Genomic DNA, 24800 nt, shown 5'->3' with positions numbered 1-24800 from the left:
AACCTGTGGGAGCGAGCCTGCTCGCGAAGAGGGTGCATCAGCAACGAAAGTGCTGGCTGACACACCGCCTTCGCGAGCAGGCTCGCTCCCACAGGGAATGTGCAGTTCTTGACTGACCGGCAAACGGCCTGCCGCTCCAAAACCAGGCGAAAACGCCAGTTTCAACTTCACCCTTGTAGACCGTCCTGCCCACCCCCATATTGGGGCGACTGACGCGTGAAGGAATCCAAATTGAGCGAACTTCTCAACCGCCGCCTGGCCCTGCTCGGCGAGCGCGCCAACCTCTCCCTGCTCAAGCAGTGCCTGCACGGCATCGAACGTGAATGCCTGCGCGTGACCGGCGAGGGCCGCCTGGCGCAGACGCCGCATCCCGAGGCCCTGGGTTCCGCGCTGACCAACGAACAGATCACCACCGACTATTCCGAGTCGCTGCTGGAGTTCATCACGCCTGCCCTGCCCGACCCGGCCGACACCCTGGCCAGCCTGGAGCGCATCCACCGCTTCGCCTACAGCAAGCTCGGCAACGAGTACCTGTGGAGTCCGTCGATGCCGTGCCCGCTGCCGGCCGAAGAAGACATCCCGATCGCGTACTACGGCACCTCCAACATCGGTCGGCTCAAGTACGTCTACCGTCAGGGCCTGGCGCTGCGCTACGGCAAGACCATGCAGTGCATCGCCGGGATCCACTACAACTTCTCCCTGCCGGAAGGGCTCTGGCCGCTGCTCAAGCAGACCGAGGGCTTCGAAGGCAGCGACCGCGACTTCCAGTCCGCGTCCTACATCGCCCTGATCCGCAATTTCCGCCGCTACAGCTGGCTGCTGATGTACCTGTTCGGCGCCTCGCCTGCGCTGGACGCAGGCTTCCTGCGCGGCCGCCCGCACCAGCTCGAACAGCTCGATCCGGACACCCTGTACCTGCCCTACGCCACCAGCCTGCGCATGAGCGACCTGGGTTACCAGAGCAATGCCCAGGCCGGCCTGACGCCGTGCTACAACGATCTGTCCAGCTACACCGACAGCCTGCGCAAGGCCGTCGCCACGCCGTATGCGCCGTACGTCGAGATCGGCACGCACCAGGACGGCGAGTGGGTGCAGCTGAACACCAACATCCTGCAGATCGAAAACGAGTACTACTCCAACATCCGCCCCAAACGCGTGACCTACACCGGCGAACGGCCGATCCAGGCGCTGATGGCCCGCGGGATCCAGTACGTCGAAGTGCGCTGCCTGGACATCAACCCGTTCCTGCCGATGGGCATCGACGTCACCGAGGCGCGTTTCCTCGACGCGTTCCTGCTGTACTGCGCGCTCAACGACAGCCCGCTGCTGACCAGCACCAGCTGCGGCAACGCCACGTCGAACTTCCTCAGCGTGGTCAAGGAAGGCCGCCGTCCCGGCCTGCAGCTGCAGCGTGACGGACAGCCGGTGGACATGAAGCAATGGGCGAGCGAACTGCTGGAGCACATCGCGCCGCTGGCGGCCCTGCTGGACCGCAGCCAGGGCAGCGATGCCCACGGCAAGGCGCTGGACGCGCAGCGAGCCAAGGTCAGCGACCCGTCGCTGACGCCGTCGGCCCAGGTGCTGGCGGCGATGGCCGCGCACAAGGAAAGCTTCGCGCAGTTCTCCCTGCGCCAGAGCCAGGCCCATGCCGATTTCTTCCGCAGCGAGCCCCTTGCCGCCGAGGAGCAGGCCCGGTTCGAAGCGCTGGCGCACTCGTCGCTGGAGCAGCAGGCGGAGCTGGAACAGAACGAGGTCGGCGATTTCGACGTGTTCGTCGGGGCCTACCAGGCGAGCATCCTGGCGATCAGCAACTAGCCTGCGAGGATCCTGCGGATTCTGTCGCGAGCAGGCTCGCTCCCACAGGTGACGGCGGTGATGCCGCCGCACCTGCTCGCGGTGGCGGAATCCTGGCGGCCCTTTAGATTTTTCCGCTCATAAGTTAATTCTAAAAAGTTATTTATTTTTAGATTCTTAGATCATTTAGTCTCCTTTCACGCCGACGACCGGTGGCCTGACAAGGAGCTCTCCCATGAAACTGAATGTCCCGCTTCGCCTGCTGGCGGTGGCCACCCTGGCCGCCGCAAGCTTCCTGGCCCAGGCCGCCGACCTCACCGTCGCCTACCAGACCACCGTCGACCCGGCGAAAGTCGCCCAGGCCGACGGCGCCTACGAGAAGGCCACCAAGGCCGACATCAGCTGGCGCAAGTTTGACAACGGCGCCGACATCATCGCCGCCATCGCCTCCGGCGACGTGCAGATCGGCTACCTCGGCTCCAGCCCGCTGACCGCCGCGGTCACCCGCAAGGTGCCGGTGGAGACGTTCCTCATCGCCACCCAGATCGGCGCCGCCGAAGCGCTGGTCGCCCGCGACGGCACCGGCATCAAGACACCGCAGGACCTGGTCGGCAAGAAAATCGCCGTGCCGTTCGTTTCCACCGGCCACTACAGCCTGCTGGCCGCCCTGAAGCATTGGAACATCGACCCGTCGAAAGTCACCGTGCTCAACCTCGCGCCACCGGCGATCATCGCCGCGTGGAAACGCGGTGACATCGACGCCACCTACGTCTGGGATCCTGCCCTGGGCGTGGCCAAGGAAAACGGCAAGGTGCTGATCACCTCCGGCGAGCTGGCCAAGTTCGGCGCGCCGACCTTCGATGCGTGGATCGTGCGCAAGGACTTCGCGCAGAAGCATCCGGAGATCGTCACCGCGTTCGCCAAGGTCACCCTCGACGCCTACGCCGACTACCGCAAGGACCCGAAAGCCTGGCTCGCCGACACGAGCAACGTCGACAAGCTGGTGAAGCTGTCCGGCGCCAAGGCCAGCGACATTCCGCTGCTGCTGCAAGGCAACGTCTACCCGCTGGCGGCGGATCAGGTCAACGACCTCGGCGCGCCGACCACCAAGGCCATCACCGACACCGCCGTGTTCCTCAAGGAGCAAGGCAAGGTCGAGGCCGTGCTGCCAGACTACGCGCCGTACGTCAGCGCCCAGTACATCACCAACTGATCGGGAGTCGACCGCGATGGCCTTGCTTTCGCTGGAGCGCATCAGCGCACAGTACCCCGGCAGCCCGGAACCGGTGCTGTCGGATATTTCCCTGACCCTCGGCCCCCGGCAACTGCTGGTGGCCCTCGGCCCGTCCGGCAGTGGCAAGACTTCGCTGTTGAACCTGATCGCCGGTTTCGTCGACCCCAGCGCCGGGCGCATCACCCTCGACGGCGTGCCGGTCAAGGGGCCGGGCGCCGAACGCGGCGTGGTGTTCCAGGACGACGCCCTGCTGCCCTGGCAGGACGTGCTGGCCAATGTGGCCTTCGGGCTCGAACTGGCCGGCGTGCCCCGGGACAAGCGCGAGCGGCGCGCCCGGGAAATGCTCGCGCTGGTGGACCTGGCCGGTTTCGAGAGCCGCCGCGTCTGGCAACTCTCCGGCGGCCAGAAGCAGCGTGTCGGCCTGGCCCGCGCCCTGGCCGCCGATCCGCGCGTGCTGCTGATGGACGAACCCTTCGGCGCCCTCGACGCCTTCACCCGCGAACAGATGCAGGAACTGCTGCTGCAAGTCTGGCAACGCACCGCCAAACCGGTGTTCCTGATCACCCACGACATCGAAGAGGCAGTGTTCCTCGCCACCGACCTGATCCTGCTGGCGCCCAACCCCGGGCAGATCGTCGAACGCCTGCACCTGGACTTCGGCCAGCGCTACGCCGCCGGCGAACCGGCGCGGTCGATCAAGTCCGACCCGCGCTTCATCGAAACCCGCGAACACGTGCTCGGCAAAGTGTTCTCCCAACGCAACGCCGTCCGGCTACAGGAGCGCGCATGAGCAGCTACGACGTTTCCGCCGCCACGGTGAAACCTTCCAAACCCTCGACGTCCATTGCGGCGCGGCGCAGCCTGAGCACCCGCTGGATCAGTGTGCTGACCCTGTTCGCCCTGCTGCTGGCCTGGTGGGCGGTGACCGCCACCGGCCTGATCGAACCGCTGTTCCTGCCGCCGCCCGCCGCCGTACTGCAAAAGGGCTGGTTGCTGGCCACCAGCGGCTATATGGACTCGACCCTGTGGCAGCACCTGGGCGCCAGCTTGAGCCGCATCGGCCTGGGTCTGGGCTTCGCCATCCTGACCGCCGTGCCGGTGGGCATCGCCATCGGCGCCAACCGCATCGCCCGCGGCGTGCTCGATCCGCTGATCGAGTTCTACCGGCCGATCCCGCCGCTCGCCTACCTGCCGCTGATCGTGATCTGGTGCGGCATCGGCGAGGTGTCGAAAGTGCTGCTGATCTACCTGGCGATCTTCGCGCCGATCGCGATCGCCACCGCCACCGGCGTGCGCACGGTCGACCCGGCCAAGCTGCGGGCCGCCCAGTCGTTGGGCGCCACCCGCGGGCAACTGATCCGCCATGTGATCCTGCCCAGCGCCCTGCCGGACATCCTCACCGGCATCCGCATCGGCCTTGGCGTTGGCTGGTCGACCCTGGTCGCCGCCGAACTGATCGCCGCCACCAGCGGGCTGGGTTTCATGGTGCAGTCGGCGGCGCAGTTCCTGGTGACCGACGTGGTGGTGCTGGGGATCCTGGTCATCGCCCTGATCGCCTTCGCCATGGAAATGGGCCTGCGCGCCCTGCAACGCAGACTGGTGCCGTGGCACGGCCAGGCCCACTGACTTTTTCCCTTGCGGGAGCCGGCCTGCTGGCGATGGCGCCAGCCCGGGCACCGCAGACAGTCGCTCCCACCGCTTGAACAGCCCTCCACCGAATATTGATGAGAACACCATGAGCGACCTGAACATCGTTCCCTTAAGCCCGGCCCTCGGCGCGCAGATCAGCGGCGTCGACATCAGCCAGCCATTGAGCCAGGAGCAGCGCGACGCCATCGGCCAGGCGCTGCTCAAGCACCAGGTGCTGTTCTTCCGCAACCAGCCCATCGAGCCTGCGCAGCAGGCGCGCTTCGCCGCGTACTTCGGCGACCTGCACATCCACCCGATCTACCCCAACGTGCCGGAACAGCCCGAAGTGCTGATCCTCGACACCGCCGTCACCGACGTGCGCGACAACGCAATCTGGCACACCGACGTGACCTTCCTGCCGACCCCGGCGATGGGCGCGGTGCTCAGCGCCAAGCTCCTGCCGGAGTACGGCGGCGACACCCTGTGGGCCAGCGGCATCGCGGCCTATGAAGCGCTGTCGGCGCCGGTGAAGGCCCTGCTCGAAGGGCTGACCGCCACCCATGACTTCACCCGCTCGTTTCCGCTGGAGCGCTACGGCAACACGCCCGAAGCGCTGGCGCAGTGGGAAGAGGCACGGCGCAAGAACCCGCCGCTGTCGCACCCGGTGATCCGCACCCACCCGGTGAGCGGGCGCCGCTCGCTGTTCGTCAACGAAGGCTTCACCTCGAAGATCAATGAACTGTCGGAGACCGAAAGCGAGGCGATCCTCAAGTTCCTGTTCGCCCACGCCACCCGGCCGGAATTCACCATCCGCTGGCGCTGGCAGAAGGACGACATCGCGTTCTGGGACAACCGCGTGACCCAGCATTACGCAGTGGACGACTACCGCCCCGCCCGGCGGGTGATGCAGCGGGCGACGGTGTTGGGGGATGTGCCGTTCTTTCGCTGACGGCTGCGTCGCCGGTTCCGGCCCCATCGCCAGCCTGCTGGCGATGACGGTGTGACAGGCGCCGCAGGATCCGGCGCCTGACGCTTACTCGGCCGTCGACGGCTTCTCCCACAGATTGATCCCGCCCTCCTGGGCGAACCGATCGATTTCAGCCAGCTCTTCAGCGCTGAAGCTCAGGTTCTTCAGCGCCCCGACGTTCTCGATGATCTGCTCCGGCCGGCTCGCGCCGATCAGCGCCGAGGTCACCCGCGGATCGCGCAGCGTCCAGGCCAGCGCCAGTTGCGCCAGGCTCTGGCCACGACGCTTGGCGATCTCGTTCAGCGCCCGCACATGGGCGATGTTGGCCTCGGACAGGTGCGACGCCTGCAGCGAACCGCCGCCCGGACGGTTGACCCGCGCATCCGCCGGCACGCCATTGAGGTACTTGTCGGTCAACAGGCCCTGCGCCAGCGGGGTGAAGGCAATCACCCCGGTGCCGAGTTCGTCGGTGGTGTCGAGCAGGTCCTTTTCCACCCAGCGGTTGAGCAGGTTGTAGGCCGGCTGGTGGATCAGCAGCGGCACTTTCCACTCCTTGAGCAGCGCGGCGATTTCGCGGGTCTTCACCCCGGAATACGAAGAGATGCCGACGTACAGCGCCTTGCCCTGCTGCACGGCAGTGGCGAGGGCGCCGGCGGTCTCCTCCAGCGGGGTGTCCGGGTCGAAGCGGTGGGAATAGAAGATGTCCACGTAGTCCACGCCCAGCCGTTGCAGGCTCTGGTCGAGGCTGGCCAGCACGTACTTGCGCGAACCGCCGCCCTGGCCGTAAGGGCCCGGCCACATGTCCCAGCCGGCCTTGCTGGAGATGATCAGCTCGTCGCGGTAGCCCTTGAAGTCCTCGCGCAGCAGGCGGCCGAAGTTGATCTCGGCGCTGCCGTAGGGCGGGCCGTAGTTGTTGGCCAGGTCGAAGTGGTTGATCCCCAGGTCGAACGCCGTGCGCAGCAAGGCGCGCTGGGTGTCGATCGGCGTGCTGTCGCCGAAGTTGTGCCACAGGCCCAGGGACAGCGCCGGCAACACCAGGCCGCTGCGGCCCACGCGGCGGTAAGGGAGGGTGTCGTAGCGGTTTTCGGCAGCGGTGTAAGTCATCGAATCCTCTCTAGATTGAGTTTCAGCCATCGTCGGTCGGACATTTCCTGTGGCGAGGGAGCTGGCTCCCGCTCGGTTGCGCAGCGACCGCCGGTGCAGCGGTGCTTTGACAGACCGAAGCTGCTCAGCATACGCCCAAGCGGGCCCCTGCCCACCTCGGATTCGACCTATGGCTGAATCGTTTCACATCAGGAAGGGAAAAGACGCCGCCACCCCGTCTTCACAGATCCTTGTCGACCTGCTGACGATGGCGCCAGCCAAAACGCCTCAAGACCTTCGGCCTAACGGGAAACCTGTGCAAAGACCTCGCTCAACCAGTCCACGAACACCCGTACCCGCGGCGACAGGTGCCGGTTGTGCGGGTACAGCACCGACACCGGCATCGGTGGCGGCGGCGTGTCGGGCAGGACTTCCCGTATCAGGCCCTGGTCGATCTGGCTCTGCATGCGGTAGTGCGGGCACTGGATCAGGCCCAGGCCGGCGATGGCGGAGGCCGCGTAGATCTCGGCGCCGGACACCGAGACCGCCCCGTCGATGGCGACCTCCGTGCGTTCGCCGTCGACCATGAATTCGAAGGGAAACACCCGGGTGGTGCTGCGCGAGACGTAGTTCACCGCGCGATGGTCTTTCAGGTCGGCCAGGCTGCGGGGCTCGCCGAACCTGCGCAGGTAGGCGGGGCTGGCGCAGGTGATCTGCCGCAGGCTGGCCACGCGCTTGCCGATCAGCGTCGAGTCGCCGAGGGTGCCGGCGCGCAGCACGCAATCGACGCCTTCGGCGATCAGGTCGACGAAGCGGTCGGCCTCGCTGATCGACAGTTCGATGTCCGGGTAGCGCGCCATGAACTGCGGCAACGCCGGGATCACGAAATGCCGGGCCAACGTACCTTGCATATCGACCCGCAGCCGCCCCTTCGGCACCACGCTGCGGAACGCCAGTTCGGCGTCCTCCAGCTCCGCAAGCAACTGCACGCAACGCCGGTAATAAGCCTCGCCGTCCAGGGTCGGACGCACCTTGCGCGTGCTGCGCTCCAGCAGGCGCGTGCCGAGCCAGGCTTCGAACTGGTTGAGGGTGTGGGTCAGGGTGGCCCGGGGCAGGTTCAGGTCGGCGGCGGCCTGGGTGAAGCTGCTGCGCTCGTAGATCCGCACGAACGCCTTCATCGCTTTGACTTGATCCACGGCGGGCTCCCGGCCTTCGATTGTTGGCGGATGTTGAACAGTCAAGGCAACTTTGCGGCATTTATCCAGCACAGGCAAACAGGTGAAATGACTCCCACTTCCCCCGCACACAGGAACACAGCCATGACCCAGCACACTTCGAAAGTCGCCCTCGTGACCGGCGCCTCCCGCGGCATCGGCGCGGTGATCGCCAAGCAATTGGCCGAGGACGGTTTCGCCGTCGCCGTCAATTACGCCAACAGCGCCGACGAAGCTTCCCGGCTTGTCGTCGAACTGCGCCAGGCCGGCCACCGGGCCATGGCCATCCAGGGCGACGTGGCCGACGCCGCCGACGTGCGGCGCCTGTTCGACGAGACCGAAGCGCACCTGGGCAAGGTCGACGTGCTGGTGAACAACGCCGGCATCCTCAAGGTGCTGCCGCTGGCCCAGCACAGCGACGAGTTGTTCGAGCAGACCTTCAACATCCACGCCCGCGGCACCTTCAACACGATGCGCGAGGCGGCGGCTCGGCTGAACGACGGCGGACGGATCATCAACTTCTCCAGCAGCACCGTCGGCCTCAACCTGCCGGGCTACGCGGTGTACATCGCCAGCAAGGCGGCGGTGGAATCGCTGACCCAGGTGTTCGCCAAGGAAATGCGCGGGCGCAACGTCACGGTCAACGCCGTGGCGCCGGGGCCGGTGGCCACCGAGCTGTTCCTGCACGGCAAGAGCGAGGAGCAGATCCAGACCTACGCGAAGATGCCGCCGCTGGAACGCCTGGGGCAGCCGGAGGACATTGCCCGGGTGGTGTCGTTCCTGGCGAGCCCGGCGGCGGACTGGGTCAACGGACAGATCCTGCGGGCCAACGGCGGGCTGGTTTGACTATGCTCTGAACAGGCCCGCAGCGGCCCCGTCGCCGGCTGGCTGGCGATGGGATCCGCCCAGGCGAAACGACACCGACAGGCAGCCTCTCATGCACACCACCATCATCATCACCTTCGGCCTGATCCTGCTGGCGCTGATGCTGTACATCGGCGAACGCATCGGCTTTTCCCGCCAGACCCTGGCCTACGGCTTCGCCGCCCTGTGGCTGGCGCTGACGGTGATCAACGGCGCGGTCGGCATGGTGCACGGCAAGCAGACGCTGAGCACCGAACTGATGGTCGGCAGCGCCGTGTTCGGCGTGCCGGTGGCGGCGATGGTGCTGTTCATGGTGCTGAGCGCCGAGGCCTGAGACCGCCCCGGCGCCCGCCGGGCTCAACGCACCAGGTGCAGGAACTGCATGTGCCGTTCGTACTGGTCGAGGATGTCGTTGATGATCTGCTCCTTGGTGTAGCCCACCAGGTCGTAGTCCTGGCTGCCCTCGCTCAAGTGCACTTCGGCGCGGTAGTAGCGGCGGTTGTTGAGCTGCTTGGAACCCATGCCGCCCCGGGCGAACGACGGCGTGAAATAGCCGCGCATCTGCACCTGGTAGATGAACGGGTGCAGTTCGCCGTGGCCGATCTCCAGGCTGACGCTGTCGTGGGCCGGATCCGGCTGCGTGACCACATGCAGACCCTTCTCGACGAACACCGCCGTCACCTCTTCGATGGCCGGCTTCACGGTGCTGTCCATGAACCGGTACACCTCGTCCCGCGACGGGAAATGCACCGCCTGGCTCAGGCGCTGCCGCCAGCCACCCTTGCCGCGCCGCGAACCGGACACCGGCGCCAGCGAATGCAATTGCGCGATCTGCTTCTGCGACTCCAGGTAGAACGCCTTGTGCAGCCCCCACATCATCAGCAGCAGGATCAACGAGAACGGCAGTGAGGTCAGCACCACCGCCGACTTCAGCGCATCGATGCTGCCGGAGAACAGCAGCGCGCTGGTGATCAGCGCCGTCATCGCGCCCCAGAACACCCGCAGCCATTTCGGCCCGTCCTCGTCCGGGCCGCCGCCCTTGGCCGACAGGGTCGAGAGCACCACGGTGCCGGAGTCGGCGGAGGTGACGAAGAACACGAAGCTGATGAACACCGTCACCGCGATGACGGTCTTGCTCCACGGGTAGGTCTCCAGCAGCAGGTAGAGGGTCATCGACGGGTCGTCGATGGCCGACAGGCCGAGGGCCTCCATGCCGTGGTTGAGCACCTGGTCGATGGCGCTGTTGCCGAAGATCGACATCCACGCCAGGGTGAAGCCCAACGGAATCAGCAGCACGCCGAAGACGAATTCGCGGATGGTGCGGCCCCGGGAGATCCGCGCGATGAACAGGCCCACGAACGGCGACCAAGCGATCCACCAGGCCCAGTAGAACACGGTCCAGCCGCCGAGCCAGTCGCTGGGCTTGTCGTAGGCGTAGAGGTCGAAGCTCTTGGTCGGCAGCGCGCCGAGGTAATCGCCCAGGTTCTGGATCAGGGTGTTGAGCAGGTGCTGGGTGGGCCCGGCGAACAGCACGAACAGCAGCAGCGCGCAGGCCAGCAGCATGTTGATGTCGGACATCACCCGCACGCCCTTGTCGACCCCGGACACGGCGACGGTGATCGCCGCGCCCATCATCAGGACGATCAGACCGACCTGGATCCACTGGGTGTGGGCGATGCCGAACAGGTAGTCCAGGCCGGAGTTGAGGTGCAGCACGCCGAAGCCCATGTCCGCGCCGAGGCCGAACACCGTGGCGATGATGCCGAAGCCGTCCACCGCGTAGCCGATGGGGCCGTTGATGCGTTTGCCGATCAGCGGATAGAGCGCCGAGCGCAACGCCAGCGGCAGGTTGTGGCGGTACGCGCAGTACGCCAGCGCCATGCCGACGAAGGCGAACACGCCCCAGCCGTGCAGGCCCCAGTGCAGGAACAGGATCTGCATCGCCTGGCGCGCGGCGTCCGCCGTGCCGGCCTCGCCCTGGGGCGGCTGGAGCATGTGGGTCAACGGCTCCGACACGCAGAAGAAAAACAGGGTGATGCTGATCCCGGCGGCGAACAGCATGCCGGCCCAGGACAGGTAACTGAATTCGGGTTCGTCGTGGTCGGCACCGAGCTTGATCTTGCCGTAGCCAGACAGCGCGGTGACCACCACGAAGACCAGATACAGGGTCATCGCCAGCATGTAGTACCAGCCGACCGTGTTGGCCGCCCAGTCCTGGGCCTTCAGCAGCCAGGCGCCGGCCGCCTCCGGCAGGGAAATCACGACGAGGCCGAACAGCAGGATGACCGTCGCGGCGAACCAGAACACCGGCGGGTTCATGCGCACCTGGGCGCTGGCGGGGGTGGACGATGCACTCATGGACGGTGCACCTCGAAGGGGTGGAACATGGCTGAAATGATCGGACTCAGCAAAGGCAAGCCTCCTGTTGTGAGCGGGCAGCGGACTGCCGGTTTAACTTGAATGAACGTTCAAGTTAAACATGGATAGCACGCTAAGGACTAATCGCAAGGCCGAGCGGTCGCTCGCCCCTGCGGGCTCAAGGAGGGTTATGACGCAGGTTCGGAGGGATTCGTTCAGTGGCGAATTGGCCGGATGCCACTATCCGGGCCGGCCTGAGTCCGTTCGACGGGCCCGCGACGGCGCCGGTCAAGGCGCCGCAGGGCCTTCAAGCGGAGTGCGCCGTCACTTCTGCGTCCCGTCGTCGTGCTGCAGGTTGGCCTGGGTCAGGTTGCTGCCGGCCGGTACGCTGCGGGTCAGCCACACGTTGCCGCCGATGGTCGAGCCCTGGCCGATGGTGATGCGCCCCAGGATGGTCGCCCCGGCGTAGATCACCACGTCGTCCTCGACGATCGGGTGGCGCGGATGGCCCTTCTGCAGTTGGCCGTCCTCGTCCGCCGGGAAGCGCTTGGCGCCCAGGGTCACCGCCTGGTAGATCCGCACCCGCTCGCCGATGATCGCGGTTTCGCCGATCACCACGCCGGTGCCGTGGTCGATGAAGAAGCTCGGGCCGATCTGCGCGCCGGGGTGGATGTCGATGCCGGTGGCCGAGTGAGCGATCTCCGAGCTGATCCGCGCCAGCAGCGGCAGGCCCGCGCGGTACAGGTGATGGGCCAGGCGATGGTGGATCACCGCCAGGATGCCCGGGTAGCACAGCAGCACCTCGTCGACGCTGCGCGCCGCCGGATCGCCGTGGTAGGCCGCCAGCACGTCGGTGTCGAGCAGGCTGCGCAGGCCCGGCAGGGCCAGGGCGAAGTCCTGGACGATGCGGATCGCGCGGGACTCGACCTCGGTGTCGGCCTGGGCGCTGTGGCGGGCGACGTAGCGCAGTTCGAGCCGCGCCTGGACGAGCAAGGCATTCAGGGCGACGTCGAGGGTATGGCCGACATAGAAGTCCTCGCTTTCCTCACGCAGGTCCACAGGCCCCAGCCGCATCGGGAACAACGCCCCGCACAGGGCCTCGAGGATCTCCGCCATCGCTGCGCGGGAGGGCAGTTCGCGCCCGCCCTGTTCGCCGGTGGCCCGGCCGTTCTGGGTACGCCACAGATCCCGCGCGGTACGCAGTTGGCTGACGATGGTCTGCAGTTGCCAATGGCTGGAACGCTCGCTCACGGTAAAGACTCCTCACCGGCGGCCGGACTGTCGGGCCGCCTCAACGGCGACTACTTTACGGCATGGCCCCAAGCGCGAATTAAGAACCGATAGTGCTGGCCTAAGCACGTTTTGCTATAAGCGATTGACGGTTGCCCCGCCAAAACGCCATGCCTATAGTCCTGTGATCTTCCTCCGCCAGTACAGGCCCATGATCAAACAACAACTGGACCGCTTCCATCGTCTCGACCTGCTCGGCCAACCCACTCCCCTGGAAAAACTCGAACGCCTTTCCGCCTGGCTGGGCCGCGACATCTACTTCAAGCGCGACGACCTGACCCCGCTGGCCATGGGCGGCAACAAACTGCGCAAGCTCGAATACCTCGCCGCCGACGCCCTCGCCCAGGGCGCCGACACCTTGATCACCGCCGGCGCCCTGCAATCGAACCACGTGCGCCAGACCGCCGCGATCGCCGCCAAGCTGGGCCTGGGCTGCGTGGCGCTGCTGGAGAACCCGCTGGGCACCGACGACGGCGACTACACCGGCAACGGCAACCGCCTGTTGCTGGACCTGTTCGACGCCAAGGTCGAGCTGGTCGACAACCTCGACAACGCCGACGAGCAACTGGCGGCCCTCGCCGTGCGCCTGCGCAGCAACGGCAAGAAGCCGTACCTGGTGCCCATCGGCGGCTCCAACGCCCTCGGCGCGTTGGGTTACGTGCGGGCCGGCCTGGAACTGGCCGAACAGATCAAGGACACCGGCCTCGACTTCGCCGCCGTGGTGCTGGCCTCCGGCAGCGCCGGCACCCACAGCGGCCTGGCCCTGGCCTTGAACGAAGCATTGCCGGCGCTGCCGGTGATCGGCGTGACCGTCTCGCGCAGCGAAGAGGACCAGCGCCCGAAAGTGCAGGGCCTGGCCGAACGTACCGCCGACCTGCTGGGCGTGGCGCTGCCGGACAGTTTCAAGGTGCGCCTGTGGGACGAGTACTTCGGCCCGCGCTACGGCGAACCGAACGCCGGCACCCTGGCGGCGGTGAAGCTTTTGGCCAGCCAGGAAGGCGTGCTGCTCGACCCGGTCTATACCGGCAAGGCCATGGCCGGCCTGCTCGACGGCATCGGCCGCGGGCGCTTCGACGACGGCCCGGTGATCTTCCTGCACACCGGCGGCGCGCCGGCGCTGTTCGCCTACAAGGACTTCCTGTAAGGCCCGCGGCGAGGGAACCGGATCCCTCGCCGCAGCAGGCTGCGCATATATTCGAATTTGAAATAACAAAAATAAAAACCATTATTTTCAATTCTAAGCGAGCAATCATATAGTCTCCCCGCAGGCGAATTTCGCGGGAGACGCATAAGCTGCTTTAGGGCACGATAGCGCAGTCGTCCAATTCCCGGATTCGCCAACTTTCCTTAAGCGTCTTCCATAAGAAAACACAGGGGCATGTCATGAATTTTTCCGCACTACGTCGCAACCTGCTGGTGGGTTCGCTGGGCCTGGCGCTGAGCGCCGGCCTGATCGGCCACGCAGCCGCCGGTGAGCAACTGAAGCAGATCAAGGACAAAGGCGTCATCAACGTCGGCCTGGAAGGCACCTACCCACCGTTCTCCTTCGTCGATCCCGACGGCAAGCTGGCCGGCTTCGAGGTCGAACTCTCCGAAGCCCTGGCGAAAAAGCTGGACGTGAAGGCCAAGATCCAGCCGACCAAGTGGGACGGCATCCTCGCGGCCCTGGAATCCAAGCGTCTGGACGTCGTGGTCAACCAGGTAACCATCTCCGACGAGCGCAAGAAGAAATACGACTTCTCCGAGCCCTACACCGTGTCCGGGATCCAGGCGCTGGTGCTGAAGGACAAGGAAGCGGCGCTGAACATCAATACCGCCGCCGACCTGTCCGGCAAGAAGGTCGGCGTGGGCCTGGGCACCAACTACGAGCAATGGGTGCGGGCCAACGTGCCGGGCGCCGACGTGCGCACCTACGACGATGATCCGACCAAGTTCGCCGACCTGAACAACGGCCGCACCGACGCCATCCTGATCGACCGTCTGGCTGCTCTGGAATACGCCAAGAAGGCACCGAAGACCGTGGCCGCAGGCCAGGCGTTCTCCCGTCAGGAATCGGGCATCGCGCTGCGCAAGGGCGAGCCGGAACTGCTGACGGCGGTGAACAAGGCCCTCGACGAACTGCGCGCCGACGGCACGCTGCAGAAGCTCTCGGAAAAGTACTTCAACGCTGACGTCACGAAATAATGGAAGCAGCTTTCCAACTCGCGCTGGACTCCGCGCCCTTCCTGCTCAAGGGCGCGTACTACACGGTCATCCTTAGCCTGGGCGGCATGTTCTTCGGTCTGCTGCTGGGCTTCGGCCTGGCACTGATGCGCCTGTCGCGCTTCAAGTCGGTCAGCTGGCTGGCCCGCATCTACGTGTCGTTCTTTCGCGGCACGCCGTTGCTGGTGCAGCTGTTCGTGATCTATTACGGCTTGCCGCAACTGGGTGTGGAACTGGATCCGCTGCCGGCGGCCCTGATCGGCTTCTCGCTGAACATGGCCGCCTACGCCTGCGAGATCCTGCGTGCCGCCATCGGCTCGATCGAGCGCGGCCAGTGGGAAGCGGCGGCCAGCATCGGCATGACCCGCGCGCAGACCCTGCGCCGGGCCATCCTGCCGCAGGCGATGCGCACGGCATTGCCGCCGCTGGGCAACAGCTTCATTTCGCTGGTCAAGGACACCGCGCTGGCCGCCACCATCCAGGTGCCGGAGCTGTTCCGCCAGGCGCAGCTGATCACTGCCCGCACCTTCGAAGTGTTCACCATGTATCTTGCCGCCGCGCTGATCTACTGGGTTCTGGCCACGGTGCTGTCGCACCTGCAGAACAAGTTGGAAGAGCGGGTCAATCGGCACGACCAGGAGTCCTGACCCCATGATTGTCGTGGAAAAACTGACAAAGCAGTTCAAGGGTCAGACCGTGCTCAACGGCATCGACCTTAAGGTGAAGGAAGGCGAGGTCGTGGCGATCATCGGTCCCAGCGGCTCGGGCAAGACCACGTTCCTGCGCTGCCTGAACTTCCTTGAGCAACCCACCAGCGGCCGGATCAAGGTCGGCGACATCGAGATCGATACCGGCCGTCCGCTGAACCAGCAGCAAGGCCTGGTGCGCAACCTGCGCCAGCACGTGGGCTTCGTGTTCCAGAACTTCAACCTGTTCCCTCACCGCACCGCCCTGGAGAACGTCATCGAAGGCCCGACCGTGGTCAAGAAGACGCCCCGCGCCGATGCCATCGCCCTGGGCCGCAAGCTGCTGGCCAAGGTCGGCCTGGCGGGCAAGGAAGACGCCTATCCGCGGCGCCTGTCCGGTGGCCAGCAACAGCGCGTGGCGATCGCCCGGGCGCTGGCGATGGAGCCGGAAGTGATCCTGTTCGACGAGCCGACCTCGGCCCTGGACCCGGAACTGGTGGGCGAAGTGCTGGCGACCATCCGCGGCCTCGCCGAGGAGAAACGCACAATGGTCATCGTCACCCACGAAATGGCGTTCGCCCGTGACGTGGCCAACCGTGTGGTGTTCTTCGACAAGGGCGTGATCGTCGAGCAAGGTGAGGCCAAGGCCCTGTTCGCCGATCCGAAGGAAGAACGCACACGACAGTTCCTCAGCAAGTTCAGAAACAACGGCTGACCTCACCGATCCGCAACAACCGCAAACTTCCATGGACGGAAGTTTCGCTCTCTCTCCTTTCTCCCTACAGCAATCAACTTGTTCCGATGCGGCACATATATATGTTCTGCAACAGATATTCCGTGCCCGGCATCCGCTAAACACCCTCCATACAGGTGCATGGCCAGACATGCGCTGAAACCGCCAAAATAGCCCTGTCCTGTGGCCGAATTCACTCCGCAGGCCAGGCAAATTGCGCTGTTGATGTAGGAGCTTTCTGATTAGTCCGCAATTTTTAAAATCACCGATTGCCTCTATTGACAGCTCTTTCGGCGAACTTTTATCTAGTCGCCACCGTTGCCCGTTACTTCATCAAGGCGACATAAACATCGATCAACCCGACACTGTTTCATGACCTGAGCATTCAAACCGCCCGAACTTTCAGAAACGGACTTCGCTGCAAGGTCTCAAGGAGAGAACCCCATGCCCTTCGCTTCGCACATCCCCGAAATGGCCGCGCCGAACCTGACGTCGGCCCGCCACGGCGGCATCGGTTTGGCCGCCGCCGCCCATTTGCTGGTCGAAGTCGCCCCGTATCCCGGGATGGATGCCGGCGACCTGATCGAACTGTTCTGGAACGACTGCTACGTCGCCTCCCATGTGCTCACGGACGCCTGTGTCGGCGAACCGGTCAGGCTGCGGGTGCCGGAAAGCTTCGTGGTCAACGGCCCGGCCCATGCCCACTACCGCATCATGCAGGTGGGGCGCAGCCCGGCGCTGTCGGCCAGCGCGTCGGCGCAGGTGAAGCTGGACTGTCCCGGCGGGCAGCCGCCGCCGTTGTGCAACGACGAGAACCAGCACCTGGCGCAAGCCGTGCTGCCCGGCACCATCTGCCGTCAGGGGGTGAACCCGGGGCAGGTCAAGCGCGGTGTGCCGCTGACCATCCAGCCCTACCTGAACATGGCCGAGGGCGACGCGATCACGGTGCGCTGGGGCGATGTGCGGATGGACCTGCCGCCCGTCGCGACCGAGGGCGTCGGACGGCCGGTCCAGGTGTGGATACCGCCGTCGGTGATTCTCGAAGCCGGCGAGGATCTGCGCCTGGAAGTGACCTACTGCATCCTCGACCGGGTCGGCAACAACTCGCGCTGGGCGCCGCCGCGCATGCTGAGGATCGGCGGCAGCCTGTTAACCGGACAGGCCATGGCCCCTTCTATGCATATTTCTAAAAGTTAGTTCATAAAATATTTATACACGTTTAGGGTATATGAACCGGACCACCGGACATTCTTTCGTTCGCCGCATTTCGCGGCGATTTTTTGAGATGTGAGGTAGGTAGCATGGTCCGGAACCCAATCACCCCAGTGCGGATCGCCAGGGCATTGCGTGCAGCCAAGGAGTGGCACTGATGTCCAGTCTGGCAGACGCAAACGTTCAGACCGATCTGGACACCGCCCCGTTGTTGTTGCCCGCGCAGATCCTGCGCAACGACGCCCAGGCCATCGAGGCCGCCCATGAACTGGCCGAGGCCGCCCGTGTGGACGCCGCCCGGCGCGACCGCCAGCGCAAGCTGCCGTGGGCGCAGATCGAACAGTTCACCCGCAGCGGCCTGGGCAGCATCGCCATCCCCCGCGAATACGGTGGGCCGCAGGTGTCCTTCGTCACCCTGGCCGAAGTGTTCGCGATCATCTCCGCCGCCGACCCGGCGCTGGGGCAGATCCCGCAAAACCAGTTCGGCATCCTCAACCTGGTGCTCGGCTGCGCCACCGAGGCGCAGAAGCGCCAGCTGTTCCAGAGCGTGCTCGAAGGCTGGCGCATCGGCAACGCAGGCCCCGAGCGCGGCACCAAGGACACCCTGGAGCTGAAGGCGCGGATCACCGCCGACGGCGACGATTTCGTCATCAACGGCCAGAAGTTCTATTCCACCGGTGCCCTCTTCGCCCATTGGGTCGCGGTCAAGGCGCTCAACGATGACGGCCGGCAGGTGCTGGCTTTCGTTCGGCGCGGCACGCCGGGCCTGCGCATCGTCGACGACTGGTCGGGCTTCGGCCAGCGCACCACCGCCAGCGGCACGATCCTGTTGAACAACGTGCGGGTCGAGGCTGGCCTGGTGGTGGACAACTGGAAGATCAACGAGAAGCCCAACACCCAAGGTGCGGTGTCGCAGCTGATCCAGGCCGCGATCGACGCCGGCATCGCCCGCGGCGCCCTCGACGACGCCATCGACTTCGTCAAGACCCGCGCCCGTCCGTGGATCGAGGCCAAGGTCGAGCGCGCCAGCGATGACCTTTACGTCATCGCCGACATCGGCAGGCTGAAGATCGAACTGCACGCCGCCGAAGCGCTGCTGCGCAAGGCCGGGCAAGTCCTGGACCAGGTGCATGCCGCGCCGGTCACCGCCGAGTCCGCCGCCCGCGCCTCGATCGCCGTGGCCGAAGCCAAGGTGCTGACCACCGAAATATCGCTGCTGGCCAGCGAGAAGCTGTTCGAGCTGGCCGGCAGCCGCGCGACCCTCGCCGAGTTCAACCTCGACCGCCACTGGCGCAACGCACGGGTGCACACCCTGCACGACCCGGTGCGCTGGAAGTACCACGCGGTCGGCGCCTACCGCCTCAACGGCAAGCTGCCGGCCCGCCATTCCTGGATCTGACGACCAGAACACTTTTGACCAGATCTCTGGAGAAGCACATGACCCTTTCCCATCCCGTCGCGGTCATCGCCAGCGACGAACAGGCCCTGATCGTCGCCAGCGACCTGGCCGAAGACTTCAAGCGCGACAGCCACCTGCGCGACCGTGAACGCCGCCTGCCGCTGGCGGAGCTGGACGTGTTTTCCCGCTCCGGCCTGTGGGGCATCAGCGTGCCGAAGGAATACGGCGGCGCCGGCGTCTCCAACGTCACCCTGGCCAGGGTCATCGCCCTGATCGCCCAGGCCGACGGCTCCCTGGGGCAGATACCGCAGAACCATTTCTACGCCCTCGAAGTGCTGCGGGTGAACGGCAGCCCTGCGCAGAAGCGACGCCTGTACGCCGAGGCGCTGGCCGGCCGCCGCTTCGGCAACGCCCTGGCGGAACTGGGCACCAAGACCGCCCATGACCGCGTCACTCGCCTGACCCGCGAAGGCGACGGCTTTCGCATCAACGGCCGCAAGTTCTACGCCACCGGCGCGATCTATGCCCAGCGCATCCCGACCCTGGTGGTGGACGAAAACGGTGTGCAGCAACTGGCGTTCGTCCACCGCGACAGCCAGGGCCTGACCGTGATCGACGACTGGAGCGGCTTCGGCCAGCGCACCACCGGCAGCGGTTCGGTGGTGTTCGAAGATGTGTACGTCGCCGCCGAAGACGTGGTGCCGTTCCAGGCCGCCTTCGAGCGCCCGACCACGGTCGGCCCGCTGGCTCAGATCCTCCATGCGGCCATCGACACCGGCATCGCCCGCGCCGCCTTCGAGGACGCGCTGCATTTCGTGCGCAGCAAGACCCGTCCGTGGATCGATTCGGGCAACGATAAGGCCACGGAAGACCCGCTGACCCTCAAGAGCTTCGGCCACCTGAGCATTCGCCTGCACGCCACCGAGGCGCTGCTGGAGCGCGCGGGTGAGTTCCTCGACGCCGCCCAGGCCGACAGCAACGCCGACACCGTCGCCGCCGCGTCGATCGCCGTCGCCGAGGCCCGGGCGATCAGCACCGACATTTCCCTGGCCGCCGGCAGCACCCTGTTCGAGCTGGCCGGCAGCCAGGCCACCCTCAGCGAACACGGCCTCGACCGCCACTGGCGCAACGCCCGCGTGCACACCCTGCACGACCCGGTGCGCTGGAAGTACCACGCGGTGGGCAACTATTACCTCAACGACGAAAAGCCTCCGCTGCGGGGGACGATCTGATGGCCGCCGGGAAAAAGAAGATTCTGCTCAACGCGTTCAACATGAACTGCATCGGCCACATCAACCACGGCCTGTGGACGCACCCGCGCGACACCTCGACCCGCTACAGCACCCTTGAGTACTGGACCGAGCTTGCGCAGTTGCTTGAGCGCGGGTTGTTCGACGGCCTGTTCATCGCCGACATCGTCGGCGTGTACGACGTCTACCAGCAGTCGGTGGACGTCACGCTCAAGGAGTCGATCCAACTGCCGGTCAACGATCCGCTGCTGCTGGTCTCGGCCATGGCCGCGGTGACCAAACACCTGGGCTTCGGCCTCACCGCCAACCTCACCTACGAGCCGCCGTACCTGTTCGCCCGGCGCCTGTCGACCCTCGACCACCTGAGCCGCGGGCGGGTGGGCTGGAACATCGTCACCGGCTACCTGGACAGCGCCGCCAAGGCCATGGGCCTGCGCGAACAGGCCGAACACGACCGCCGCTACGACCAGGCCGACGAGTACCTCGAAGTCCTCTACAAACTCTGGGAAGGCAGTTGGGAAGACAGCGCCGTGGTCAACGACCCGCAGCAGCGGATCTACGCCCGCCCGGACAAAGTGCACAAGGTCGAACACCAGGGCGAGTTCTACCACGTCGAGGGTTATCACCTGTGCGAGCCGTCGCCGCAGCGCACGCCGGTGCTGTTCCAGGCCGGCAGTTCGGATCGCGGCCTGCTGTTCGCCGGGCGCCATGCCGAGTGCGTGTTCATCAGCGGCCAGAACAAGCCGTCGACCAAGGCCCAGGTGGACAAGGTGCGCGCCAGCGCCGTGAAGGCCGGGCGCAACCCCGAGGACATCAAGGTGTTCATGGGCCTGAACGTGATCGTCGGCGAGACCGAAGAAGCGGCCTGGGCCAAGCACGCCGAGTACCTGAGCTACGCCAGCGCCGAGGCCGGTGTGGCGCATTTCTCGGCGTCCACCGGCATCGACTTCTCCGAGTACGCCCTCGACGAACCGATCCAGTACGTGAAGAGCAACGCCATCCAGTCCGCGACCAAGAACCTGCAGAACAACGACTGGACCCGGCGCAAGCTGCTGGAGCAGCACGCCCTCGGCGGGCGCTACATCACCGTGGTCGGTTCGCCGCAGCAGGTGGCGGACGAGCTGGAATCGTGGATCGCCGAAACCGGCCTCGACGGCTTCAACCTGACGCGCATCGTCACCCCGGAAAGCTATGTGGACTTCATCGACCTGGTGATTCCGGAACTGCAGCGGCGCGGATCGTACAAGACCGCCTACGACGACGGCAGCCTGCGGGAAAAGCTGTTCCATGCCGGGGCGCAGTTACCGCGACAGCACACCGGATCATCGTTTCGCCGCTGAAAAGCTTCGCGGGCAAGCCAGCTCCCACAGGGGTGTGCGGTGTACACAAGAACCTGTGGGAGCGGGCTTGCCCGCGAAGAGGCCCGACCAGACACCCCATAACCCATGCACTGACTGGAAAACCCTCATGACCAAGACTCTCCTGCCCAACCCGGTCAAGGCACTGGCCCTGGCCCTCGGCCTGTTCAGCTCGGCGGCGTTCGCCGCCGAGGCGCCGCTGAAGATCGGCACCACCGCCGCCTTCGCCATTCCCCTGGAGGCCGCCGTCGAGGAGGCCTCCAAGCAAGGCCTGAAGGTCGAGCTGGTGGAGTTCACCGACTGGATCGCGCCGAACGTCAGCCTCGCCGCCGGCGACATCGACGCGAACTACTTCCAGCACATCCCGTTCCTGGAGAACGCCAAGGCCGCCTCAGGCTTCGACCTGGTGCCGTTCGCGCCGGGGATCATCAACAACGTCGGCCTCTACTCGAAGAAGTACAAGAGCTTCGCCGAGCTGCCCGAGGGCGCCAGCGTCGCCATCGCCAACGACCCGATCAACAGCGGACGCGGCCTGCAACTGCTGGCCAAGGCCGGCCTGATCACCCTCAAGCCCGGCGTCGGCTACAAGGCCACCGAGGACGACATCGTCGCCAACCCGAAGAAGATCAAGATCCTTCAGGTCGAGGCCGTGCAACTGGTGCGCGCCTATGACGACGCCGACCTGGTGCAGGGCTATCCGGCCTATATCCGCCTGGCCAAGACCTTCGATGCCGGCTCCGCGCTGCTGTTCGACGGCCTCGACCACAAGGAATACGTGATCCAGTTCGTGATCCGGCCCAAGAGCAAGGACGATCCGCGCCTGATCAAGTTCGTCGACATCTACCAGCACTCGCCCGCCGTGCGCGCCGCGCTCGACAAGGCCCACGGCAAGCTGTACCAGGCCGGCTGGGAAAGCTGACATGACGGCCGCCCTCCAACGGCGACTGGAGACTCCAGAGCCCCGTCACAGTGCCGAACGCACAGAATTGCACCCCGAACTGACCCGCGCCCATGTGCGCTTCATCGGCGTCGGCAAGACCTACGAAGGCCGCCAGGGCCCGGTCGCGGCGCTGCAAGGCATCGACCTGTCGATCCGGCGCGGCGAAGTGTTCGGCATCATCGGCCGCAGCGGCGCCGGCAAGTCGTCGCTGATCCGCACCATCAACCGTCTGGAGCAACCGACCGCAGGACGGGTGCTGATCGATCAGGTGGACATCGGCGAATTCGACGAGGACCGCCTCGTCGCCCTGCGCCGGCGGATCGGCATGATCTTCCAGCACTTCAACCTGATGTCGGCCAAGACCGTGTGGCAGAACGTCGAGCTGCCGCTCAAGGTCGCCGGCGTGCCGAAGGCGCAGCGCGAAGCGAAGGTGCGCGAACTGCTGGATCTGGTGGGTCTGCAAGGCAAGCACGCGGCTTATCCGGCGCAGTTGTCCGGCGGGCAGAAACAGCGCGTGGGCATCGCCCGGGCCCTGGTGCACGACCCGGACATCCTGCTGTGCGACGAGGCCACCTCGGCGCTCGACCCGGAAACCACCCAGTCGATCCTCGGCCTGCTGCGCGAGATCAACGCCCGCCTGGGCCTGACCATCGTCCTGATCACCCACGAAATGGCGGTGATCCGCGACATCTGCGACCGCGTCGTGGTGCTGGAACGCGGGCACATCGTCGAGCAGGGCCCGGTGTGGGAAGTGTTCGGCGACCCGCAGCACGAAGTCAGCCAGACCCTGCTCGCGCCCTTGCAGCACACCCTGCCCCAGGAGCTGCAAAGCCGTCTGCACGCCCAGCCGCCATCACCGGAGGCCGCCGTGGTGCTGCGTCTGCAGTTCACCGGCAGCGACGCCGACGAGCCGGACCTGGCCGCGCTGTTCGCCGCCCTCGGCGGGCGGGTCAAGCTGCTGCAGGGCGGCGTGGAGCGGATCCAGGGCCATGCGTTGGGGCAACTGCTGCTGGCGGTGAGCGGCTCGTCCCTGGACGCCGCCCGGTTGCAGGCGCGCGCCGGGCAATGGGCGCAACGGGTGGAGGTGCTGGGCCATGTGGTTTGACCGTCTGCTGCAAGGTTTCATCGACACGTTCCTGATGGTCGGCGTGTCGTCGCTGATCGCCTTGGTGGCGGGAATCCCGATGGCGGTGATCCTGGTCACCAGCGACAAGGGCGGCATCTACCAGGCCCCGGCGCTGAACCGGGCGCTGGGGGCGTTCGTCAACCTGTTCCGCTCGATCCCGTTCCTGATCCTGATGGTCGCGCTGATCCCGTTCACCCGGCTGATCGTCGGCACCACCTACGGCGTGTGGGCGGCGGTCGTGCCGCTGACCATCGCCGCCACGCCGTTCTTCGCGCGGATCGCCGAGGTGAGCCTGCGCGAGGTCGACCACGGCCTGATCGAAGCGGCCCAGGCCATGGGCTGTCGGCGCTGGCACATCGTCTGGCACGTGCTGTTGCCGGAGGCGCTGCCGGGGATCGTCGGCGGCTTCACCATCACCCTGGTGACCATGATCAACTCCTCGGCCATGGCCGGGGCCATCGGCGCCGGGGGCTTGGGCGACATCGCCTACCGCTACGGCTATCAGCGGTTCGACAGCCAGATCATGCTGACGGTGATCGTGCTGCTGGTGGCGCTGGTGGCGGTGATCCAGCTGGGCGGCGACCGCTTGGCGCGGGGCTTGAACAAGCGCTGAGTCTTGCGTCGCCAATAAAACGGTCATCGCCAGCAGGCTGGCTCCCACAGTGGACGGCGGCGTTCATGACTTCGGTGGGGGCCAGCCTGCTGGCGACGGGCTGCGCAGCGGCCCTACAGGTTGGCGTATATTCGGCACATCCCATAGCCCGCGCAGCCGACCATGAAACAGACCCCCTCCGATCTGGAACAGATCACCTCCACCACCCTGGGCCACTACGACTCGGTGGCGGAAGATTTCCGCGAAGGCACCCGCGACCACGACGTCAGCCAGAACATCGACGCCCTGCTGCGCCACATTCAGGGCCCGGCGCCCTTCAGCATCCTGGACTTCGGCTGCGGACCGGGCCGCGACCTGCAGACCTTCACCCGCCTGGGCCATGTCGCCATCGGCCTCGACGGCTCGGAAGCGTTTGTGCGGATGGCCCGGGAGGACAGCGGCTGCGAAGTCTGGCGGCAGGATTTCCTCAAGCTCGACCTGCCGGCCGGACGCTTCGACGGGATCTTCGCCAACGCGGTGCTGTTCCATGTGCCGTTGCAGGAACTGCCCCGTGTGCTCGGGCAACTGCACGCCACGCTCAAGCCGGGCGGCGTGCTGTTCAGCTCCAACCCCCGCGGGGACAACCGCGAGGGCTGGAACGGCCCGCGCTACGGCTCGTACCACGATCTCGAGGCCTGGCGCCGCTTGCTGACCGCCGCCGGGTTCGCGGAGCTGGAGCACTACTACCGGCCGGCGGGCCTGCCGCGGGAGCAGCAGCCTTGGCTGGCCAGCGTCTGGCGCAAGATCGGCCAGGACGCCATCGCCGGCAGCCACATTTGAACGGCACTGACTCCCCCGGCGGGAGCCAG

Annotated in this window: 23 protein-coding genes; 19 read left to right on the top strand and 4 right to left on the bottom strand. The window is 66.0% G+C overall.

Annotated features, from left to right (window positions below):
• Nucleotides 1-231: 231 nt before the first annotated feature.
• The 5 genes from gshA (at nucleotide 232) to tauD (ending at nucleotide 5606) form a co-directional block, all read left to right on the top strand.
• Nucleotides 232-1815, top strand: coding sequence for a glutamate--cysteine ligase (gene gshA / locus CAG41_RS14965; protein WP_085631899.1), 1584 nt, complete (start codon nucleotides 232-234; stop codon nucleotides 1813-1815).
• A gap of 214 nt (nucleotides 1816-2029) precedes the next feature.
• Nucleotides 2030-3007 (top strand): taurine ABC transporter substrate-binding protein, encoded by a 978-nt coding sequence (gene tauA / locus CAG41_RS14960; RefSeq protein WP_085707156.1) that lies wholly within the window; start codon nucleotides 2030-2032, stop codon nucleotides 3005-3007.
• A gap of 16 nt (nucleotides 3008-3023) precedes the next feature.
• The gene (gene tauB, locus CAG41_RS14955) at nucleotides 3024-3818 is read left to right on the top strand and encodes a taurine ABC transporter ATP-binding subunit (protein WP_085581978.1); all 795 of its coding nucleotides are present in this window, start codon (nucleotides 3024-3026) and stop codon (nucleotides 3816-3818) included.
• On the top strand, nucleotides 3815-4654 hold the full coding sequence (tauC, locus tag CAG41_RS14950; RefSeq protein ID WP_085707155.1) for a taurine ABC transporter permease TauC: 840 nt from the start codon (nucleotides 3815-3817) through the stop codon (nucleotides 4652-4654). The genes tauB and tauC overlap by 4 nt, the downstream gene beginning before the upstream one ends.
• A 109-nt stretch (nucleotides 4655-4763) precedes the next feature.
• The gene (gene tauD / locus CAG41_RS14945; RefSeq protein ID WP_085581982.1) at nucleotides 4764-5606 is read left to right on the top strand and encodes a taurine dioxygenase; all 843 of its coding nucleotides are present in this window, start codon (nucleotides 4764-4766) and stop codon (nucleotides 5604-5606) included.
• Nucleotides 5607-5690: 84 nt separating this feature from the next.
• Here tauD and mgrA read toward each other — a convergent pair whose 3' ends face one another.
• A complete protein-coding gene (gene mgrA / locus CAG41_RS14940) occupies nucleotides 5691-6728 on the bottom strand; it encodes an L-glyceraldehyde 3-phosphate reductase (protein WP_085631893.1) in 1038 nt (345 codons plus the stop codon).
• A 281-nt stretch (nucleotides 6729-7009) separates the two neighbouring features.
• Nucleotides 7010-7903: a LysR family transcriptional regulator gene (locus tag CAG41_RS14935; protein WP_085707154.1), complete on the bottom strand. Its 894-nt coding sequence runs from the start codon at nucleotides 7901-7903 to the stop codon at nucleotides 7010-7012.
• Nucleotides 7904-8026: 123 nt separating this feature from the next.
• On the opposite strand from CAG41_RS14935, the gene CAG41_RS14930 reads away from it, so the two are divergent.
• Nucleotides 8027-8767 carry an SDR family oxidoreductase gene (locus tag CAG41_RS14930; RefSeq protein ID WP_085581988.1) on the top strand — a complete coding sequence of 247 codons (741 nt, stop codon included), beginning with the start codon at nucleotides 8027-8029 and terminating at the stop codon, nucleotides 8765-8767.
• Between the two features lie 91 nt (nucleotides 8768-8858).
• Entirely contained in the window at nucleotides 8859-9119 is a 261-nt protein-coding gene (locus tag CAG41_RS14925; protein ID WP_085581990.1) for a hypothetical protein, read from the top strand.
• Between the two features lie 23 nt (nucleotides 9120-9142).
• Here CAG41_RS14925 and betT read toward each other — a convergent pair whose 3' ends face one another.
• The gene (gene betT / locus CAG41_RS14920) at nucleotides 9143-11143 is read right to left on the bottom strand and encodes a choline transporter BetT (protein WP_085631889.1); all 2001 of its coding nucleotides are present in this window, start codon (nucleotides 11141-11143) and stop codon (nucleotides 9143-9145) included.
• Between the two features lie 324 nt (nucleotides 11144-11467).
• The gene (epsC, locus tag CAG41_RS14915) at nucleotides 11468-12394 is read right to left on the bottom strand and encodes a serine O-acetyltransferase EpsC (RefSeq protein WP_085581994.1); all 927 of its coding nucleotides are present in this window, start codon (nucleotides 12392-12394) and stop codon (nucleotides 11468-11470) included.
• A gap of 190 nt (nucleotides 12395-12584) precedes the next feature.
• On the opposite strand from epsC, the gene CAG41_RS14910 reads away from it, so the two are divergent.
• The 12 genes from CAG41_RS14910 (at nucleotide 12585) to CAG41_RS14855 (ending at nucleotide 24771) form a co-directional block, all read left to right on the top strand.
• A complete protein-coding gene (locus CAG41_RS14910; RefSeq protein ID WP_085581996.1) occupies nucleotides 12585-13577 on the top strand; it encodes a D-cysteine desulfhydrase in 993 nt (330 codons plus the stop codon).
• Between the two features lie 239 nt (nucleotides 13578-13816).
• Nucleotides 13817-14617: a cystine ABC transporter substrate-binding protein gene (gene tcyJ, locus CAG41_RS14905; RefSeq protein ID WP_085707153.1), complete on the top strand. Its 801-nt coding sequence runs from the start codon at nucleotides 13817-13819 to the stop codon at nucleotides 14615-14617.
• Entirely contained in the window at nucleotides 14617-15282 is a 666-nt protein-coding gene (gene tcyL / locus CAG41_RS14900; protein WP_085582000.1) for a cystine ABC transporter permease, read from the top strand. Before tcyJ ends, tcyL begins: the two co-directional genes overlap by 1 nt.
• Nucleotides 15283-15286: 4 nt before the next feature.
• The gene (gene tcyN / locus CAG41_RS14895) at nucleotides 15287-16036 is read left to right on the top strand and encodes an L-cystine ABC transporter ATP-binding protein TcyN (RefSeq protein ID WP_085582002.1); all 750 of its coding nucleotides are present in this window, start codon (nucleotides 15287-15289) and stop codon (nucleotides 16034-16036) included.
• A 462-nt stretch (nucleotides 16037-16498) separates the two neighbouring features.
• Entirely contained in the window at nucleotides 16499-17251 is a 753-nt protein-coding gene (locus CAG41_RS14890; protein ID WP_085582004.1) for a hypothetical protein, read from the top strand.
• Between the two features lie 172 nt (nucleotides 17252-17423).
• The gene (locus CAG41_RS14885) at nucleotides 17424-18665 is read left to right on the top strand and encodes an SfnB family sulfur acquisition oxidoreductase (RefSeq protein WP_085582006.1); all 1242 of its coding nucleotides are present in this window, start codon (nucleotides 17424-17426) and stop codon (nucleotides 18663-18665) included.
• A gap of 38 nt (nucleotides 18666-18703) precedes the next feature.
• Nucleotides 18704-19897 carry an SfnB family sulfur acquisition oxidoreductase gene (locus tag CAG41_RS14880; protein ID WP_085631885.1) on the top strand — a complete coding sequence of 398 codons (1194 nt, stop codon included), beginning with the start codon at nucleotides 18704-18706 and terminating at the stop codon, nucleotides 19895-19897.
• Nucleotides 19897-21255: an LLM class flavin-dependent oxidoreductase gene (locus CAG41_RS14875; protein WP_085707152.1), complete on the top strand. Its 1359-nt coding sequence runs from the start codon at nucleotides 19897-19899 to the stop codon at nucleotides 21253-21255. Before CAG41_RS14880 ends, CAG41_RS14875 begins: the two co-directional genes overlap by 1 nt.
• 127 nt (nucleotides 21256-21382) lie before the next feature.
• Nucleotides 21383-22192: a MetQ/NlpA family ABC transporter substrate-binding protein gene (locus CAG41_RS14870; protein WP_085656668.1), complete on the top strand. Its 810-nt coding sequence runs from the start codon at nucleotides 21383-21385 to the stop codon at nucleotides 22190-22192.
• Between the two features lies 1 nt (nucleotide 22193).
• Complete coding sequence (locus tag CAG41_RS14865; RefSeq protein WP_085582014.1) at nucleotides 22194-23318, top strand: methionine ABC transporter ATP-binding protein; 1125 nt, start codon at nucleotides 22194-22196, stop codon at nucleotides 23316-23318.
• Nucleotides 23308-23952, top strand: a complete 645-nt coding sequence (locus tag CAG41_RS14860; RefSeq protein WP_085639460.1) for a methionine ABC transporter permease — start codon at nucleotides 23308-23310, stop codon at nucleotides 23950-23952. Before CAG41_RS14865 ends, CAG41_RS14860 begins: the two co-directional genes overlap by 11 nt.
• A gap of 162 nt (nucleotides 23953-24114) precedes the next feature.
• Nucleotides 24115-24771: a bifunctional 2-polyprenyl-6-hydroxyphenol methylase/3-demethylubiquinol 3-O-methyltransferase UbiG gene (locus tag CAG41_RS14855; protein ID WP_085582018.1), complete on the top strand. Its 657-nt coding sequence runs from the start codon at nucleotides 24115-24117 to the stop codon at nucleotides 24769-24771.
• Nucleotides 24772-24800: the final 29 nt, after the last annotated feature.

The organism is Pseudomonas sp. B35(2017) (assembly GCF_002113645.1).
GTDB classification, from domain to species: Bacteria; Pseudomonadota; Gammaproteobacteria; order Pseudomonadales; family Pseudomonadaceae; genus Aquipseudomonas; species Aquipseudomonas ekonensis.
Note: the sequence above shows the minus strand (reverse complement) of the source record. Positions and strands in the feature narration are given on the sequence as shown.